The sequence below is a fragment of the Psychromonas sp. L1A2 genome, assembly GCF_009828855.1.
In the GTDB taxonomy this organism is placed as follows: Bacteria; Pseudomonadota; Gammaproteobacteria; order Enterobacterales; family Psychromonadaceae; genus Psychromonas.
On the sequence record NZ_WUAG01000001.1, the window covers coordinates 494,627 to 512,177 of the forward strand.

13 protein-coding genes are annotated in these 17,551 nt (G+C 37.3%); 10 read left to right on the forward strand and 3 right to left on the reverse strand.

What is annotated here, in order from left to right; translation table 11 throughout:
- Positions 1–5: 5 nt before the first annotated feature.
- From dnaE to tilS, 3 genes are read left to right on the forward strand one after another with little or no spacing between them, the layout of a single operon-like run.
- Positions 6–3,518: a DNA polymerase III subunit alpha gene (dnaE, locus tag GQR59_RS02145; protein WP_160062332.1), complete on the forward strand. Its 3,513-nt coding sequence runs from the start codon at positions 6–8 to the stop codon at positions 3,516–3,518.
- A gap of 7 nt (positions 3,519–3,525) precedes the next feature.
- Positions 3,526–3,792 (forward strand): ATP-binding protein, encoded by a 267-nt coding sequence (locus GQR59_RS18800; protein WP_160060504.1) that lies wholly within the window; start codon positions 3,526–3,528, stop codon positions 3,790–3,792.
- Positions 3,764–4,915: a tRNA lysidine(34) synthetase TilS gene (tilS, locus tag GQR59_RS18805; protein WP_160060505.1), complete on the forward strand. Its 1,152-nt coding sequence runs from the start codon at positions 3,764–3,766 to the stop codon at positions 4,913–4,915. The genes GQR59_RS18800 and tilS overlap by 29 nt, the downstream gene beginning before the upstream one ends.
- Here the strand turns inward: tilS and GQR59_RS02160 are convergent.
- Complete coding sequence (locus GQR59_RS02160) at positions 4,895–5,788, reverse strand: GGDEF domain-containing protein (protein ID WP_160060506.1); 894 nt, start codon at positions 5,786–5,788, stop codon at positions 4,895–4,897. The two genes, tilS and GQR59_RS02160, sit on opposite strands and share 21 nt — an antisense overlap.
- A 381-nt stretch (positions 5,789–6,169) precedes the next feature.
- Positions 6,170–7,363 (reverse strand): NnrS family protein, encoded by a 1,194-nt coding sequence (locus GQR59_RS02165; RefSeq protein WP_160060507.1) that lies wholly within the window; start codon positions 7,361–7,363, stop codon positions 6,170–6,172.
- 81 nt (positions 7,364–7,444) lie between these two features.
- Between GQR59_RS02165 and frsA the strand changes: the two genes are divergently transcribed.
- The 4 genes from frsA to GQR59_RS02185 all read left to right on the forward strand — a co-directional run bounded on the left by frsA (position 7,445) and on the right by GQR59_RS02185 (position 11,722).
- Positions 7,445–8,704: an esterase FrsA gene (gene frsA / locus GQR59_RS02170; protein WP_160060508.1), complete on the forward strand. Its 1,260-nt coding sequence runs from the start codon at positions 7,445–7,447 to the stop codon at positions 8,702–8,704.
- Positions 8,705–8,758: 54 nt separating this feature from the next.
- Complete coding sequence (gene crl, locus GQR59_RS02175) at positions 8,759–9,130, forward strand: sigma factor-binding protein Crl (protein ID WP_160060509.1); 372 nt, start codon at positions 8,759–8,761, stop codon at positions 9,128–9,130.
- Between the two features lie 192 nt (positions 9,131–9,322).
- Complete coding sequence (gene proB / locus GQR59_RS02180; protein ID WP_160060510.1) at positions 9,323–10,432, forward strand: glutamate 5-kinase; 1,110 nt, start codon at positions 9,323–9,325, stop codon at positions 10,430–10,432.
- Between the two features lie 42 nt (positions 10,433–10,474).
- A complete protein-coding gene (locus tag GQR59_RS02185; protein ID WP_160060511.1) occupies positions 10,475–11,722 on the forward strand; it encodes a glutamate-5-semialdehyde dehydrogenase in 1,248 nt (415 codons plus the stop codon).
- Between the two features lie 337 nt (positions 11,723–12,059).
- On the opposite strand, the gene xseA is transcribed toward GQR59_RS02185, so the two are convergent.
- Positions 12,060–13,388 (reverse strand): exodeoxyribonuclease VII large subunit, encoded by a 1,329-nt coding sequence (gene xseA, locus GQR59_RS02190; RefSeq protein WP_160060512.1) that lies wholly within the window; start codon positions 13,386–13,388, stop codon positions 12,060–12,062.
- Positions 13,389–13,566: 178 nt separating this feature from the next.
- Between xseA and guaB the strand changes: the two genes are divergently transcribed.
- The 3 genes from guaB to ampD all read left to right on the forward strand — a co-directional run bounded on the left by guaB (position 13,567) and on the right by ampD (position 17,459).
- A complete protein-coding gene (guaB, locus tag GQR59_RS02195; RefSeq protein WP_160060513.1) occupies positions 13,567–15,033 on the forward strand; it encodes an IMP dehydrogenase in 1,467 nt (488 codons plus the stop codon).
- Between the two features lie 184 nt (positions 15,034–15,217).
- On the forward strand, positions 15,218–16,798 hold the full coding sequence (gene guaA, locus GQR59_RS02200; RefSeq protein WP_160060514.1) for a glutamine-hydrolyzing GMP synthase: 1,581 nt from the start codon (positions 15,218–15,220) through the stop codon (positions 16,796–16,798).
- 115 nt (positions 16,799–16,913) lie between these two features.
- Positions 16,914–17,459 carry a 1,6-anhydro-N-acetylmuramyl-L-alanine amidase AmpD gene (ampD, locus tag GQR59_RS02205; RefSeq protein ID WP_160060515.1) on the forward strand — a complete coding sequence of 182 codons (546 nt, stop codon included), beginning with the start codon at positions 16,914–16,916 and terminating at the stop codon, positions 17,457–17,459.
- The last annotated feature ends 92 nt before the right edge of the window (positions 17,460–17,551 follow it).

Consider the following 17,551-nt stretch of genomic DNA (forward strand, 5'->3'; position numbering starts at 1 on the left):
CTATAATGACCACATCGGAAAACTCACCTAAATTTGTACATCTACGAGTACATAGTGACTTTTCAATGGTTGATGGTTTAACTAAAGTTAAACCGCTCGTTGCAAAAACGGCAGCACTAAAAATGCCTGCGCTTGCGATAACCGATCAAACTAACTTTTGTGGTTTGGTCAAATTTTATAGTGCTGCGCATGGTGCTGGTGTTAAACCTATTATTGGTGCTGATTTTTGGGTTAAAAGTGAGTTGTTAGGCGACCAACAATTTCGTTTAACAGCATTAGCTATGAATGCCGAAGGTTATAAAAATGTGACTGAGCTTATCTCTAAAGCTTATTTACGCGGGCATGTTAAAGGGCGAGCGGTAATAGAACAATCTTGGTTAATAGATCATCAAGAAGGTGTTATTTTATTATCGGGAGCCAAAGACGGTGACCTAGGTAAAATGCTATTAAAAGGGAACCAAGTTGCCGTTGCTGAAATTACTGCATTTTATAAAACACATTTTCCAAATCGTTATTATTTAGAGCTGATTCGCACTAATCGAGCTCAAGAAGAAGATTATTTGCATTTAGCCATTGATTTGGCGGCCCAACAAGGATTGCCTGTTGTTGCCACTAATGAAGTTATCTTTGCTGAACAATCATTGTTTGATGCGCATGATATTCGTGTCTGTATTAACCAAGGTTATGCATTAGGTGATGAGAAACGTCCTAAAGATTACAGCCCAGAGCAATATTTACGTAGTGAAGAAGAGATGTGTGAACTCTTTTCTGATATTCCTGAAGCCCTACAAAATAGTGTTGAAATAGCCAAACGTTGTAACGTTACTTTACGCTTAGGAGAGTATTTTTTACCTGACTTTCCAACCAATGGCATGCCAATGGATGAGTTCTTCTGTGAAGCATCACGTGAGGGGCTAGAAGCACGTCTAGAATTCCTGTTTGATAAAGACAGTCCAGAGTTTGCTGCCATAAGAAAACCTTACGATGAACGTTTAGAGATTGAATTAGGCGTTATTAACAAAATGGGCTTTCCTGGTTACTTCTTGATCGTAATGGAATTTATTCAATGGAGTAAAGATAACAATATTCCTGTTGGACCCGGCCGTGGTTCAGGTGCTGGTTCACTGGTAGCTTATGCTTTAAAAATTACCGATTTAGACCCATTAGAATTCGAATTACTTTTTGAACGATTTTTAAACCCTGAGCGTGTTTCTATGCCCGATTTTGATATCGATTTCTGCATGGATAGACGTGATGAAGTAATCGATCACGTTGCACAATTGTATGGGCGTGATGCGGTATCGCAAATCATTACCTTCGGTACGATGGCTGCAAAAGCGGTTATTCGAGATGTAGGGCGAGTGTTAGGTCACGCTTATGGCTTTGTTGATAGCATTTCTAAATTAGTGCCGCCAACGCCAGGCATGACACTAACCAAAGCGTTTGAAGAAGAGCCTCGTTTACAAGAACGTTACGACTCAAGTGAAGATGTTCGCGCTTTAATTGATATGTGCCGCACACTTGAAGGGACTATCCGTAATGCAGGTAAGCATGCTGGTGGTGTGGTTATATCACCAACCACCATTACAGACTTTGCTCCATTATATTGTGACGATGAAGGTAATAATCCAGTAACACAATTTGATAAAAATGATGTCGAAACCGCTGGTTTAGTTAAGTTCGACTTCTTAGGGTTAAGAACATTGACCATCGTTCAGTGGGCATTAGATATGGCTAATGCACATAAACATGAACGTGGTGAAGAACCTATTTATATTGAAAAAATAGATCTCACTGAACCGGCTTGTTTTGAACTGCTAAAGCGTTATGAAACAACGGCTGTTTTCCAGTTAGAGTCCCGCGGTATGAAGGATCTAATCCGTCGCCTACAGCCTGACTGTTTTGAAGATATGATCGCATTAGTGGCCTTGTTCCGTCCGGGCCCACTTCAATCAGGCATGGTAGATAACTTCATCGAACGTAAGCATGGCCGTGAGGTAGTATCTTATCCAGATGAAAAGTGGCAGCATGAATCATTAAAAGAAATTCTGTCACCCACCTACGGCATTATTTTATACCAAGAACAAGTTATGCAGATTGCACAGGTATTATCTGGCTACACATTAGGTGGTGCCGATATGTTACGTCGTGCAATGGGGAAGAAAAAGCCAGAAGAGATGGCAAAGCAACGTGCTACTTTTGAATCTGGTGCGATCGAGAATGGTATTGATGGCGAGCTTGCCATGAAAATATTTGACTTAGTAGAGAAGTTTGCCGGTTATGGGTTTAACAAATCTCACTCTGCTGCTTATGCTCTGGTATCTTACCAAACCCTATGGATGAAAACCTTTTATCCGTCTTACTTCATGGCTGCGGTTATGTCTGCCGATATGGATAACACTGATAAAGTAGTTATCTTAGTCGATGAATGTCAGAACATGGGGTTAACGCTATGTCCACCTGATGTGAATGAAGGCTTATTTAAATTTAACGTCGATAAAGATCTACGTATTATTTACGGTATCGGCGCGATTAAAGGGGTAGGCGAAGGCCCAATAGATGCCATTATTGAGGCCAGAACTGAAGGCGGAAAATTTAAAGACTTATTTGATTTTTGTACGCGTGTTGATTTGAAACGTTGTGGTAAACGTATTATTGAAAAACTCATCCTAGCGGGGGCATTAGATAATTTGGGGCCACATCGTGCTGCCTTAATGGCTAACTTAAGTGATGCATTAACCGCTGCTGCACAATATAAAAAAGCTGAGTCATCAGGTCAAACTGATTTATTCGGTGTATTAACAACCGATGATGATGAAATTGAGAATAAATTTTCGGTAGTAGAAAAATGGCCTGAAAAACAATGGTTAAAAGGTGAAAAAGATACGCTTGGATTATATTTAACGGGACATCCTATTAACCAATATGAGCCTCATTTACGCGCCATTAACTGCCTTAAGCTAGTTAATTTAGCGGTAAACGGACGAGGTCAAAATAGCCGAGTTTGCGGACTCGTCTTAGCGATGCGAGTAATGGTAACAAAAGCCGGTAAACGTATGGGAATTTTGACTCTCGACGATAAAAGCGCTCGAATGGATGTGACCGTTTTTGCTGATTTATTGGACCAACATGAAGCGTTATTATTTACTGATAATATCGTGGTATTGCAAGGGCAAGTTAGTGAAGATTATTTCAATGGCGGTTTGAAAATGAATGCGCGTGAAGTAATGAGTATCGACCAAGCAAGAGAAAGGTTTGCGAGTAAATTACGGTTGAATATTTCATCAAATATCTTACAACGTCAATCAATGCCAGAATTTGAATCTCGTTTAAAAAGTATTTTAACGCCTGCTTCTGGTGGTTTGTGTCCTGTGTTTATTAATTATCAAAACCATCAAGCACAGACAGAAATTGAACTTGGTATTGAGTGGTCTATTACACCTAGTGACGATCTATTATTTGAGCTTGGGCGTCTATTAGGTGAAGAAAACGTAGTCTTACATTTTGATCAAGGTTAAATGAAAAATGCACAATAAGATAGAGGCTAAATTTAATCAATATTTGAATGAGTTATTAAATAACTTATCTATAAATGTTTCAGCTACCTCATCTGAATGTGTATCAAATTCAACACCAAGACTTGTCGTTGCATTAAGTGGTGGCGTTGATTCAGTTGTGCTATTACATTTACTGGCAAACTTTAAAAAATGTCACCCTGCTTATATCGTTTTAGCACATAATGTTAATCATGGACTGAGTGATAATGCAGACCATTGGGGGGATATTTTGTGATGAACTTTGTCAAAAATTAAATGTTCCGTTTATAAGTTCTACAGTTAAGATCGAAAAAAAATCAAGAAGTAGTTTAGAGGCACTTGCTCGGGATGCTCGTTATCAATGTTTTAAAGATAACATGCTAGAAAACGATGTTATTTTGACAGGACATCATCAAGACGACCAGCTTGAAACATTGTTGCTGGCATTAAAAAGAGGTTCGGGTAGTACTGGATTACAAGGAATTAGAAGTATTCAATCCTTTTTTAATGGGTATTTAGTGAGGCCATTATTAACTTTTTCTCGTCAAGAATTAATCGATTATGCAGAGTCTTATCAATTGCAATGGATTGAAGATGAAAGTAATCAAGATATAGATTTTGACCGTAATTTTATTCGTCATCAAATATCACCTCTATTAATACAGCGTTGGCCTGCAATGGCTCAATCCGCTTCTAGAACCGCACAATTATGCCAAGAGCAGCAAACGTTATTAAACGAAGTTGCACAGCAAGATTTAGGTCAATGTTTGGTTAAGCGTCTATCTTGTCAAACATTGGATATTGCTTCGCTTGCTGCATTTAGTAGCGTAAGACGTAATAACATTATTCGCTTTTGGCTTAAGTCTAACGGGTTACAATATCCAAGTAGTAAACAACTGACAGTATTGTGGGAAGAAGTTGCGCTTGCTGACGCCGATAAACAACCTAAGTTACAGTTAGCATCTAATACTATTTGTCGTTATCAAGAGGCACTTTACATTGTTCCTATACAATCGATAAAAACACTTGAAGAGCCTTTAACTTGGTCAGGTGAGTCTTTTTTATGGTTAGATAAAGATCGGTTAGGAGTTGATTTTTCTGAGGTAGACCCTGCTTTGGCTAAACAACATCAAATACAGTGTTGTTTACGTCAACACCTTGACGCAAAGTTAACGTGTTTGCCTGAAGGGCGTAATAAAGCAAGAAGTATTAAAAAGTTGCTACATGAATACCAAGTACCGCCATGGTTACGAGACCAAGTTGTATTTATCTTGATGGATAATCAGTTAATTGAAGCACTTGGTTTATGGCGCTGCCAACCTAATGCCTCTATTGTATCAAATGTTCCTGTAATGGAGTTATCGTTGTATTCTCGCTAAGGCTTTATTTTCATAAAGGTTTTGATCTGCTAACTCAAATAACTGCGTTGCACTGGTTCCTATTTCCCAATGGCTATAACCAATGCTTGCTGAAAAGTTAATTTCTTTTAAACTTATATTATTGCCTATTTCTTCTTTAATACGCTGATGAACCTTATCAATTGAGCAAGGTGCTGATGGTTGTAAAATAACCACAAATTCATCACCGCCTAATCGAAATACGATATCTGATGTACGAATACTTTTTGTTAAAACTTGTGCAAACTGATTTAGCACTTGGTCGCCTTTTAAGTGGCCATAAGTATCATTAATCACTTTGAAGTGATTGATGTCTAGTACCATTAATGACAAGCCTAAATTAGCTCGATTACTTTGTTCGATTGCATGAAAAATGGTTTCTTCATAGTATGCTCGGTTACCTATATTAGTTAAATGATCCTTGTATACCATGGAATTTAATTCAGAAAATCGTAATGCATGCTTTAAGTTAGGTATCAATAACGTATGTAATTCAGTTAATAATTTGTCTTCATTGACTGTAAATGGCGTTTCGCTTTGATATGTCATTGTGCCCAATCTTGGCGACTGCCCTGAAGATCCTAAATTAAAGTTTTTAGTGAAATTATTGTGTTGTAATTTAGGTAAGCTAAAGAATCCAAAAGCAGATTGAAAACGAATATTAAAAGGGCGGCTAAATGTTGCCACAAGGGTGGCAAAATTGTCCATCATCTCTTTTAAGTCTAAACTTTGCTGTAATGTTTCTAGTGTGAGCAATTTATCTTTAACGCTTAATAAAGGTTCATTGGAAAAAACAGTGAAAACCGGTGTGCGGTGTCCTAAATTACTGTGTTTATTATTATGGATGGTTTCCATATGATTTCCTTTTTTATTACGTTAATGACAGTAATTTGTCATCTGCTTAGATAGCTCTATTACTAAGCTAGATTCGTGCCAGTTATTAAAAAAGAAGATCGTTTTACTCAGATTGAAATAATTTCTTAGAATGTTATCTAGAAAAAATTAAGTAATTTAATCAATGGTTTGAGTTTTTTTTGTTGATTAATTTTCTATTTGACTTAAATTTTGTTGTTTATTTTATGTCTTTTGAGTCAGAGGAGTTAAATGAAATAAAAACAATATTTTAGTTAAATTTTCTAAGTCATTTTTGAGTAAAGCAGTGAGTAAATCAATACCCTTTGAAAAGCAGTTTGTTACTATAATCAAAGGGTAAAATGATGTTAACTATAAAGTAACTTAACCAGGACGTTTATCAAGACGAGCTGAAAGTAACATTTTTGCATAAAAAATAATAAATAATATAAATGCACTACACCAAAAAAGTGCACTAACTGCATAAGCCATTAAGGGGAAATTAGGTAAAAAGTACGGTAAAAAGCCACGTGCTAATGCAGAGAGGGCTGTTGCGATAAAAGCTATGTTCATCCATTTCGATGGGTTTAAAGGTCTACCTGTATGGCCTAAAGAAACGCGACTTATCATTGCTAGTATTACCCCACCAATACCACCAATAGCAGATAGGTGAATCATGCTCGTGCTATCTAATCCGGGTACTAATATGCCTAAAGGATAAAAAATCAAACCAATGGCAAGTAGGAAGTAGCTGAGATGCAATGACCATAATAGAGGGACTGGTAAAGTGGTTAATGGTTTCCAGCGTAATAATCTCATTAAGTGAGCAAGCCCACATATTAAGGTTAACGGAACAGAGAAGGCGGTTAATGATGGAAACCAAATTATAATTGCTAGCAATAATAAAGGAGCAAGGCATAAATACTCTAAGCCAAGTATAACCACAGGTTTTTCAGTATTGGTTCCTTTTGCAGTAAAAAATGGAATCACTCGCCCACCCATCACTGCAATAATAAATAACACTAAAAAGAACATACACCATATTGCTTGTTGTGATGTTATGTATTGATAAGAGTGCACGGCTAATAAGCTAACGGCATTTAATATACTCATCATGATCAGTAGTGGCACAAAAAATAAGTTTTTCCATTGCTTGGCTGAAATAACAGATGTTGCTAAGGCAATCGTTGCGAGAGGCATCCAACTTACTTCTAGTATAAAGGTGATCCAAAATAATGATGGGGGAAGAAAAAATAAAGCTAAGCGTGAAAGTAACCATATTGTAAATAGTATTGCTAATTTTTTGCCTTTTAAGCCCGGTGAACCAGTCCAGTTCTGCACTGCGGTTAGTAAGAAACCGAGTATGATCGCCCCTGTAAAACCAAATAACATTTCATGTGCGTGCCAAAAACTGATTGATATTTGCGAAGGTAAAGCCATTTTGCCTGTTAATAATAAAACCCATAACAATGCACTAATAACACTGAAAATTGTTCCTGCTAAAAAAAAAGGTCTAAAGCCTAATCTAAATACAGGTATTAATTGTTGTTCTTTAGCATTGTCGCTTATCTGGATCATGTTATTCTCTACCTTACTGAACTGACTTATATCGATTAGATTGAAATGATAAGTTAAACCCTATTATTAAACGAGGAACTTATGTCGAAAAACCTATCTGAAGTTCTCTTTTCTGAAAAATATAATATTCAAGAAACCTCTACCCTAATTGCCAATAGTTGTTCTAAAAAGAACAAAAAATTACATAACTCAACAATGGACGGTGGGGAGCAAGCTGGTTGGTATCGATTGCTTAAATTATTGCAGTGGGCTTGGCAAGGTTTAGATATCATTGACTGCTATGAAGTCTTAGCAAAAATAAGCGCTTCTACTAACCAGCGGAGTGATCCCGAGTTGTTAGATACAGTGATTGGATTTCGTTCAGGTAATTGGAGCTATGAATGGTCAAGCAAAGCCATGCGATACCAGAAGCAAGCAAATAAATTTGCGACCAATGGCAATAAAGAAAAAGCTAAAAAATATTATTACTTGGCATCACAATATTACAGTGTAGCGAGTTATCCACATTTAAAAGGTGATGAGAATAGTATTCAAGCTCAAACGTTGGCTTATAGTAATTATCGAAATGCATTTGAACATGATGACCATGCTTTATTAAAAGAAATTCATGTCCCTTTTGAAGGTAAAAGCATTCGTTGTTATTTACACCTACCTAATGATCATGTAATTCACCCTGTAGTGATTGTTAGTTCAGGTCTTGATGCTTTGCAATGTGATGTTTTACCTTTGTTTGAAAAACAACTAAAACCAGCGAACATTGCAATGCTAACTGTTGATATGCCTGGCGTAGGGTTTTCTAATCACTTAAAATTAGAGCAAGATACCTCTCGTTTACATCAAGCCGTTTTAAAGTATATGAGTGAAGTACCTTGGGTAGATCAGTCTCGCGTTGCTTTGATGGGAATGCGTATGGGTGGGAATGCCCTTACTCGTCTTGCTTATGTTGAACCTAAATTAGTCCGAGCTGGGGTTAGTGTCGGAGCTGCCGTAGGGAGTATTTTTGATGATATTAATAATTTCAAAAAACTACCGGTGATGACCTTAGATTGTTTAGCGAGTCGAATGCAATTAAATAATTCAGACGTGAATAATTTATATCAACTTTGTGTTCCATTTTCATTAGTTAAACAAGGGTTGCTTGGACGAAAACGTATTCAAACACCATTATTGAGTATTGGCCACGCAGAAGATCTTATGTGTAATGAACAGGACTTGAAGTTGATAGCAAGAGCGAGTTGGGAAAGCGAATCTAAGATCATTAGTAAACCGCCTATTTTTGATTCTTACTTGGAATCTTTAGAATACTCTGCTAAATGGTTGACAAAACATTTACAAGAGTAAATGATAGGTAAACTATTTACTACTCATAAAAAACAATGAAAGGAATCTTCTGATATGCCTGAGACCCTAATAAAAGGGCCATCGCGTGGTCGTTTGTTTAAGTTATTTACTGATATGGGCCCTTACTTTCGTAAATTACAATCTGATGAGAATAAATTCTTCTTCGATTGTTTAGAAATATGTGTTGATGCAGAGGAAGAGCCTGAAAATAGAATATTTTTAGGTTGGTGGATGATTGTAACGCGTGACGACAATGAATTTACTTACCAACGTTTTAATGGCTTATATGATATTGAAGGGAATTGGGTTGCTCAAAAAATAAATAAAAAGCAAATGAAACAGCTCGATGAATCTTTTGATGCGTTTATCGTAAAGTTAACTGATTTAATTGATGTGGAAGTCGGTTGCAAACTAAAAACTAGTTAGCTATTTATTTTATAATGTTCAACCTGATTATAGGTGAATATTTATTTTGACTCTTTCATTACTGCAATAATGGTATACTAGAAACAGCAACTCACTTAGTTGCTGTTTTTTTTTGAGCTCAATAGCGGTTATTATTAATACATCTCTTGATAAATTGAGCCTTTTTTATTTTTTGAAACGAAGCATAAACGAATGAATGCGAATAAAAAAACAATTGTAGTTAAATTAGGCACTAGTGTTTTAACTAGTGGTACCACTAAGCTCGACCGAGCTCAAATGCTCGAAATCGTTAGACAGTGTGCAATGTTGCATAAACAAGGTCACCCCATTATTGTTGTTACCTCTGGTGCAATTGCTGCTGGTAAAGAACATCTGAATATGCCAGATATTGAACCTACCGTTGCCAATAAACAAATGTTAGCTGCTGTTGGTCAAGGGCAATTAATAAGAGAATGGGAAAATCTGTTTAAGATATACGGTTTGCATGTTGGTCAAATGTTATTAACACGAGCTGATTTAGGTGATAAAGGGCGTTTTCTTAATGCGCGTGACACACTTAATACATTGTTAAAGCATCGTATTATTCCATTAATAAATGAGAATGATGCCGTTGCTACCCGTGAAATAAAAGTGGGTGATAATGATAATTTATCGGCATTGGTTGCGTTATTAGCCGATGCGGACCAGCTTATATTATTGACCGACCAACAAGGTTTATTTACAGCTGATCCACGCAATAACCCTGATGCTAAATTAATCACAGAAGTCACAGAGATAACCGATGCTATTCATAACCTTGCTGGTGGAAGTGTTGGTGGTTTAGGCACAGGTGGCATGGCGACAAAAATAGAGTCTGCTACAGTAGCTAACCGAGCAGGTATTGAAGTGGTGATCGCTTCAGGGCAGCGTAAAGATGTTATCATCGATGCTGCAAATGGCATGTCGGTTGGCACACGATTTGTGTCTGAAAATAATCGTTTAGAAGCTAGAAAAAATTGGATATTTGCAGGATCTCGTTCTGCAGGTGTTTTAGTGGTTGATCAAGGTGCAGAGAAAGCCATTCTTAATGGCGGTAGTAGTTTACTCGCGAAAGGTATTCTATCTATTGAATCTCACTTTTTACGTGGTTATGTGGTTTCAGTTAATAATCAAAAAGGTAAAGAGATCGCACGTGGTATCGTTCGTTATAAAAGTACAGATATCGAAAAAATAAAAGGTCAACACTCAGATAAAATTGAAGAAATATTAGGTTATGAACATGGCACGGTGGTAATACATCGAGATGACCTAGTTATTTTATAATTAAGATCCTATCTACTGTAGGATCTGTTCAAAGGAGTAGAAATGAATTTACAACAAATAGGTCAACAAGCGAAAGATGCAAGTTACGAGTTGGCAATCACTGATACGACTACAAAAAATGCCGCACTTGAGGCAATTGCAATTGAACTAGAAGCTAATGTTGCAGAAATTGTTGCGGCAAATAATAAAGATATCGAAGCAGGTAAAGCTGCTGGATTAACCGATGCATTATTAGATCGCCTATTATTAAATGAAGAACGTTTAGCGGGTGTGATTGCTGATTTACGCAGCGTAATAGGTCTTGCAGATCCTGTTGGCGAAGAGTTCGATGGCAAAGTACTAGAAAATGGCTTAAAACTTTGTAAACGCCGTGTACCGGTAGGCGTATTGGGTGTTATTTATGAAGCTCGCCCAAATGTAACAATTGACATCGCGGCATTAAGTTTAAAAACAGGTAATGCAAGTATTTTACGTGGCGGTAAAGAAACCATTAATTCTAACCTTGTGCTAGTTAAATTGATTCAAGCTGCATTAGCAAAAGTAGGTTTACCAACAACATCAGTACAGTACATAGAAAATACAGATCGTGCCTTAGTTGGTGAGTTATTAAAACTAGATAAGTACGTGGATATGATTATTCCTCGTGGTAACTCTGGCCTACAAAAATTCTGTAAAGAAAATAGTACTATTCCTGTAATTATTGGTGGCATAGGTATTTGTCATCTATTTGCTGAAAAATCAGTCAATGTTGAAAAAGCATTAGCGATTATTGAAAATGCTAAAGTGCAACGCCCAAGTGTATGTAATGCTTTAGATACATTATTAGTAGATGCTGAGATTGCTGAAACATTTTTACCTAAACTTGCTGCACATTTATTACCATTAGGTGTGACGTTAGTAGCGGAAGAAAAAGCAAAAGCAATATTAGGTGATGATGCAAAACTTGCACAGGAAGGTGACTTTTCTCGTGAATGGTTATCTTTAAACCTAGGTGTAAAAGTTGTTGCAGATTTAAGTGAAGCATTAGCGCATATACGTGAACATAGCTCAGAGCATTCTGACGGTATTTTGACTAATGACTTTACAGTGGCTAACAAATTTATCAATGCCGTTAACTCTGCTGCAGTTTATGTAAATACAAGTACGCGCTTTACTGATGGCAGTCAATTTGGTTTAGGTGCTGAAGTTGCAGTATCAACTCAGAAGTTACATGCTCGTGGTCCAATGGGATTACCTGAGCTAACGACTTATAAATGGATTGGTATAGGCGATAACTTAATTCGTTCTTAAGCTAACTAGTTACTAATTGTTTTAGTTAACAAGCTAAAACACTAAAAAGGGCTTGATACATAACGTATCAAGCCCTTTTTTATGTTTATTACTTTTTTATGCTTATTAATTTAGGGGGGGAATTTATAGCCCGTGCATTAGAGAATGGTTAAGCATTTTTACTATTAGTTATTATACCAATCACAATAAATAGCTTATCTATTTTACTTGTTAAAACAGCCCACTTCCTCGTTGTAAATTTCATAAAGGGAACAGCCATTTACGTCAATTTACGCCTTGAATTGAACTGTTTTTCCTGCGCAAAATTTAGATAACATATTTAATGTAATCGGTATTATTAAATAACCTGCGCATTAAACAGACCTTTATCTAATGTTACTTGAATCGTTTCGCCGACTTTAAGCATTGCCGGGTCAGTGCTGACTTTACCACTTTCATCTTTAACAATTGCGTAACCACGAGCCAGCGTTGCTAATGGACTAAAGGCATTAAGTTGTTGTATTTGATGATGTAGATTTTGTTCTGAATGAGTTAACTTCGCCGCCATTGCTTGAGTAAGCTGACGACTTAATTGCTGTTGTTTTTGTAATTCAATATTAATGTGATGTGTAGGGCTTGCTTGTTGCAATCGATTCTTCAGCTGTGAGGTTAAGTTATTTTGAACCTGCATTTTTTGCTGCATTGCGTATTGTAAGCGCAAACTTAATTCATCTAGGTGCTGTGCTTGTTGTTGTAACTTATGTTTTGGATCGTGCTGTAATAAGGTTTGCTTTAATACACTTTGCTGGTGGGTTTTATGTTGCATGGTATTAAGCATAGATTGTTTAAGACGGTTAACTAACGTTGTTAACTGAGTTGAAACAAAGGTTTTGTGTTGGCTAACCAATTCAGCTGCTGCTGAAGGAGTTGCTGCTCGCACGTCGGCAACAAAGTCACTAATAGTCACATCTATCTCATGGCCTACGGCACTGATCACTGGTAATTGACTATGGTAAATCGCATAAGCCACTTCAGGTTCGTTAAAACACCATAAATCTTCTAAAGAACCACCGCCACGTCCTACAATTAACACATCACATTCATGGCGAGCATTCGCTAATGCTATCTGAGATGCAACCGATAAAGCACTACCTTGTCCTTGAACTTGGCTTGGGTAGATAATAACTTGTAAACGAGGATCTCGACGCTGTAATACACTCAGTATGTCATGCAAAGCGGCACCTGTTGAAGAGGTGATAATACCAACGCGTTTGATGATTTCAGGTAATGGCTTTTTTAAAGATTCAGAAAACAAACCTTGCGCTGCTAATTGGCACTTTAACTCTTCAAATTGTTGCTTTAATAAACCATCACCTTCTGGTGCCATGGTCTCAACAATTAATTGATAATCACCACGTGCTTCATACAAGCTGAGTTTGGCACGTACTAATACTTGTTGACCATGTTTTGGCGTAAATCCTGCTCGGCTATTATTACCACGAAACATAGCACATTTGATTTGTGCATTATGATCCTTGAGTGTGAAGTACCAATGTCCTGAAACAGCGATGGTCAGATTTGAAATTTCACCGGATAACCAAATAACACCTAATCCAGTTTCAAGTAAGGATTTTGCAGCACGGTTAAGTGAACTTACACTGTATATATTTTTGTTTTGAGTCGCCATAACAGAGTTTTTTACCAAATAAATCAGGGCCTAAATATTAACACAGTAAAAACTCAGTATAAAAACATAAATTGTATTGTACTTATTGCTGATTACGATTAAAATCCCACCGCAATATCATACCCAAGCTATTTTGGGTATATCTAAAAATGCTCCCAACTATAAGTGAGATATTGCAATGCTAAGAATCGCAAAAGATGCGTTAACATTTGACGATGTATTATTAGTACCAGCCCATTCGACTGTACTACCAAACACTGCCGATCTAAGAACCCAATTAACAGAAAACATATCGTTAAATATCCCTGTTGTTTCCGCTGCTATGGATACAGTAACAGAGGCGCGTTTTGCTATTGCTTTGGCTCAAGAAGGCGGTATTGGTTTTATTCATAAAAACATGTCTATTGAAGTACAAGCAGAACAAGTTCGTTTAGTAAAAATTCATGAAAGCGGTGTTGTTGCTACGCCAGTGACTGTATCACCATCTACTACTTTAGGTGAAATCAAAGAACTCACTGAGCAACATGGCTTTGCCGGTTATCCTGTTGTTGAAGCATCAGGCGAATTAGTGGGTATCATTACTGGACGTGATGTTTTATTTGAAACTGATATGACACGTCCAGCTTCTGCTGTTATGACACCAAAAGCTGAACTTGTGACTGCTAAACCAAATACACCTCGTGACGAAGTTGAAGCATTAATGCATAAACATCGTATCGAAAAAGTATTATTAACAGATGATAACTTTAAATTGAAAGGTATGATCACTGTTAAAGATTTCCGTAAAGCAGAACAAAAACCTAATGCATGTAAAGACGAGTTAGGTCGTTTACGTGTAGGTGCCGCTGTTGGCGCAGGTGCTGGTAATGAAGAACGTGTTGATGCATTAGTAGAAGCGGGTGTTGATGTGTTATTAATTGATTCATCACATGGTCATTCTCAAGGTGTATTAGACCGAATTAAAGCAACACGTGCTGCATACCCAAACCTAGAAATTATTGGTGGTAACATTGCAACTGGCGATGGTGCTAAAGCATTAGTCGCAGCTGGTTGTAGTGCAGTTAAAGTAGGCATCGGCCCTGGTTCAATCTGTACTACTCGTATCGTAACAGGTGTTGGTGTTCCGCAGATTACTGCTATTTCTGATGCGGTTGATGCATTAGAAGGTACAGGTATTCCTGTTATTGCTGATGGCGGTATTCGTTTCTCAGGTGATATCGCAAAAGCATTAGCAGCTGGCGCATCATGTGTCATGATGGGGAGTATGTTTGCTGGTACGGAAGAGTCTCCTGGTGAAATTATTTTATTCCAAGGTCGTTCGTACAAATCATACCGTGGTATGGGGTCTTTAGGCGCAATGTCTCAAGGATCATCGGATCGTTACTTCCAGTCTGATAATGCTGCTGACAAATTAGTACCTGAAGGTATTGAAGGTCGTGTTGCTTATAAAGGCAAAGTAAAAGAAATTATCCATCAGCAAATGGGTGGCGTACGTTCATCTATGGGCTTAACGGGTTGTGCAACGATTAAAGAAATGAATACAAAAGCAATGTTTGTGAAAATTACAAGCGCTGGCATGGGTGAAAGCCATGTACATGACGTTGCTATTACTAAAGAAGCACCTAATTACCGTAGCGGTAGTTAAGTAAAGCAATGAGTCTTTTGTGCAAATAGAAATGTAACTATCTATTGAGAATAAAAAGTTTTATTGATAAATCTTTTTGTAAATAAGCACTTAGCTCAGCTTCCTTAAGTTATAAATAAAAGACGATATATATCGTCTTTTATTATTTTTAGAAACTGAATAAAGAAAATTAAAGGACAATATAATGAGTAAGAACATTCATGAACAGCGTATTCTAATATTAGATTTTGGTTCTCAATACACACAATTAATCGCGCGTCGTATCCGTGAAATTGGTGTTTATTGTGAACTTTGGAGCTGGGATGTTAATGAAGAGGACATCAAAGAGTTTAATCCTAACGGTATTATTCTTGCTGGTGGTCCTGAAAGCGTTATAGCAGAAGGATCTCCACGCGCAGCCGAATACGTATTTACAGCTGGGGTGCCAGTGTTAGGTATTTGTTACGGCATGCAAACGATGTCTCACCAATTAGGTGGTGCAGTCATCAAAGGTGAAGGCGAAGGCGAGTTTGGTTATGCTAAAGTTGAAGTGCAAGCTGAATCTGCATTCCTTAAAGGTATCCAAGACACATTATCTGCAGACGGAAACCCATTACTAGATGTATGGATGAGTCATGGTGATAAAGTGTCAGCTATTCCTGCTGACTTTACGACGGTTGCTAATACAGCTACTTGTCAATTTGCTGTTATCGCAAATGAAGAAAAACGTTTTTATGGTGTTCAATTCCACCCTGAAGTTACACACACAACTCAAGGTGAAGGCATGTTACGCAACTTTGTTGTGGATATTTGTGGTTGTGAAACGTTATGGACCCCAGCATCAATTATTGATGATGCGGTTGCTCGAATGAAAGAGCAAGTAGGTGATGATGAAGTTATTCTTGGTTTATCTGGCGGTGTAGATTCATCTGTTGTTGCGATGTTATTGCAACGTGCTATTGGCGATAAGTTAACATGTGTATTTGTTGATAACGGTTTATTACGTTTGAATGAAGGCGCACAAGTAATGGAAATGTTTGGTGATAAATTTGGATTAAATATTGTCCATGTTAATGCTGAACATCGCTTCCTTGAGCAAATGGCCGGTGAAAACGATCCAGAAGCTAAGCGTAAAATAATTGGTCGTGTTTTTGTTGAAATATTTGATGAAGAATCTAAGAAATTAGCAAATGCAAAATGGCTTGCTCAGGGCACTATTTACCCTGATGTTATTGAGTCAGCGGCTTCTAAAAACGGTAAAGCGCATGTTATTAAATCTCACCATAACGTAGGTGGGTTACCTGACGATATGGAAATGGGGTTAGTTGAGCCTCTACGTGAACTCTTTAAAGATGAAGTACGTAAAATTGGTTTAGAGCTTGGTTTGCCATATAACATGTTATACCGTCACCCATTTCCTGGACCTGGTCTAGGTGTGCGTGTTTTAGGTGAAGTGAAGAAAGAATACTGTGATTTATTACGTCGTGCAGATGCTATCTTCATTGAAGAGTTACACAAAGCTGATTTATATCATAAAGTAAGCCAAGCATTTGTTGTGTTCTTACCGGTTCGCTCTGTAGGTGTAATGGGTGATTGTCGTAAATATGATTGGGTTGTTTCACTTCGTTGTGTTGAAACTATTGACTTTATGACGGCGCGTTGGTCTCACTTACCATATGAGTTAATTGGTCACGTTTCAAACCGTATTATCAATGAAATTGATGGTATCTCACGTGTTGTGTACGATGTATCAGGTAAACCGCCTGCAACGATTGAATGGGAATAATCATTAATCGTTAATTACTGTTTAAATAATGACAGTACTTTAATATTAAAAGGTGGCTTATAAGCCACCTTTTTTGTTTTTAGTTTTTCATTTTATTTTTTGATAAGGATTGCTAATGATCGATACACTTGGCTTACTGAGCAGCGCCACTTTTATTAAAAGTCCCTTCTATAATAAACGACCAACTTCAACGGACATTAGTTTATTGGTGATTCATTGTATTAGTTTGCCAGAAGGGCACTTTGCAACAGAACATATTCAAAACTTATTCACTGGGTGCTTGGATTGCTGCGCAGACCCGAGTTTTGCTGATTTACAAGGGCTAGAAGTATCTGCTCATTGCGTTATACGTAGAGATGGAGCAATAGAACAGTATGTGCCATTTGAGCAACGTGCATGGCATGCGGGTGTCTCCTCTTTTCGAGGTGCAGAAGGATGTAATGATTTTTCTATCGGCATTGAATTGGAAGGAACTGATTGTACGGCTTATACTGAAGCTCAATATCTAGCGTTAGCTGATACCACTAAGCACATTCAAGTTCGTTATCCTTTAATTACAAAGGATCGCATTGTCGGGCATAGTGATATTGCGCCTGGCCGTAAAACAGACCCTGGTAATGGCTTTAATTGGGACCATTATTTAAAGTTGTTAATTGATTAGTGTTATTTTTATGATCTTAAAACATCTAACAAACAAATATTTTATTTAATTAAATAAAAAATTGGTCAATAAGTCATACATATTAAATAGTC

What these genes read in the sequence shown, in the direction of transcription:
- guaB (WP_160060513.1), top strand. Translation starts at nt 13,567, where the DNA reads ATGCTAAGAATCGCAAAAGATGCGTTAACATTTGACGATGTATTATTA.
- GQR59_RS18800 (WP_160060504.1), top strand. Translation starts at nt 3,526, where the DNA reads ATGCACAATAAGATAGAGGCTAAATTTAATCAATATTTGAATGAGTTA.
- xseA (WP_160060512.1), bottom strand. Translation starts at nt 13,388, where the DNA reads ATGGCGACTCAAAACAAAAATATATACAGTGTAAGTTCACTTAACCGT.
- ampD (WP_160060515.1), top strand. Translation starts at nt 16,914, where the DNA reads ATGATCGATACACTTGGCTTACTGAGCAGCGCCACTTTTATTAAAAGT.
- GQR59_RS02185 (WP_160060511.1), top strand. Translation starts at nt 10,475, where the DNA reads ATGAATTTACAACAAATAGGTCAACAAGCGAAAGATGCAAGTTACGAG.
- GQR59_RS02165 (WP_160060507.1), bottom strand. Translation starts at nt 7,363, where the DNA reads ATGATCCAGATAAGCGACAATGCTAAAGAACAACAATTAATACCTGTA.
- crl (WP_160060509.1), top strand. Translation starts at nt 8,759, where the DNA reads ATGCCTGAGACCCTAATAAAAGGGCCATCGCGTGGTCGTTTGTTTAAG.
- GQR59_RS02160 (WP_160060506.1), bottom strand. Translation starts at nt 5,788, where the DNA reads ATGGAAACCATCCATAATAATAAACACAGTAATTTAGGACACCGCACA.
- dnaE (WP_160062332.1), top strand. Translation starts at nt 6, where the DNA reads ATGACCACATCGGAAAACTCACCTAAATTTGTACATCTACGAGTACAT.
- tilS (WP_160060505.1), top strand. Translation starts at nt 3,764, where the DNA reads ATGCAGACCATTGGGGGGATATTTTGTGATGAACTTTGTCAAAAATTA.
- frsA (WP_160060508.1), top strand. Translation starts at nt 7,445, where the DNA reads ATGTCGAAAAACCTATCTGAAGTTCTCTTTTCTGAAAAATATAATATT.
- proB (WP_160060510.1), top strand. Translation starts at nt 9,323, where the DNA reads ATGAATGCGAATAAAAAAACAATTGTAGTTAAATTAGGCACTAGTGTT.
- guaA (WP_160060514.1), top strand. Translation starts at nt 15,218, where the DNA reads ATGAGTAAGAACATTCATGAACAGCGTATTCTAATATTAGATTTTGGT.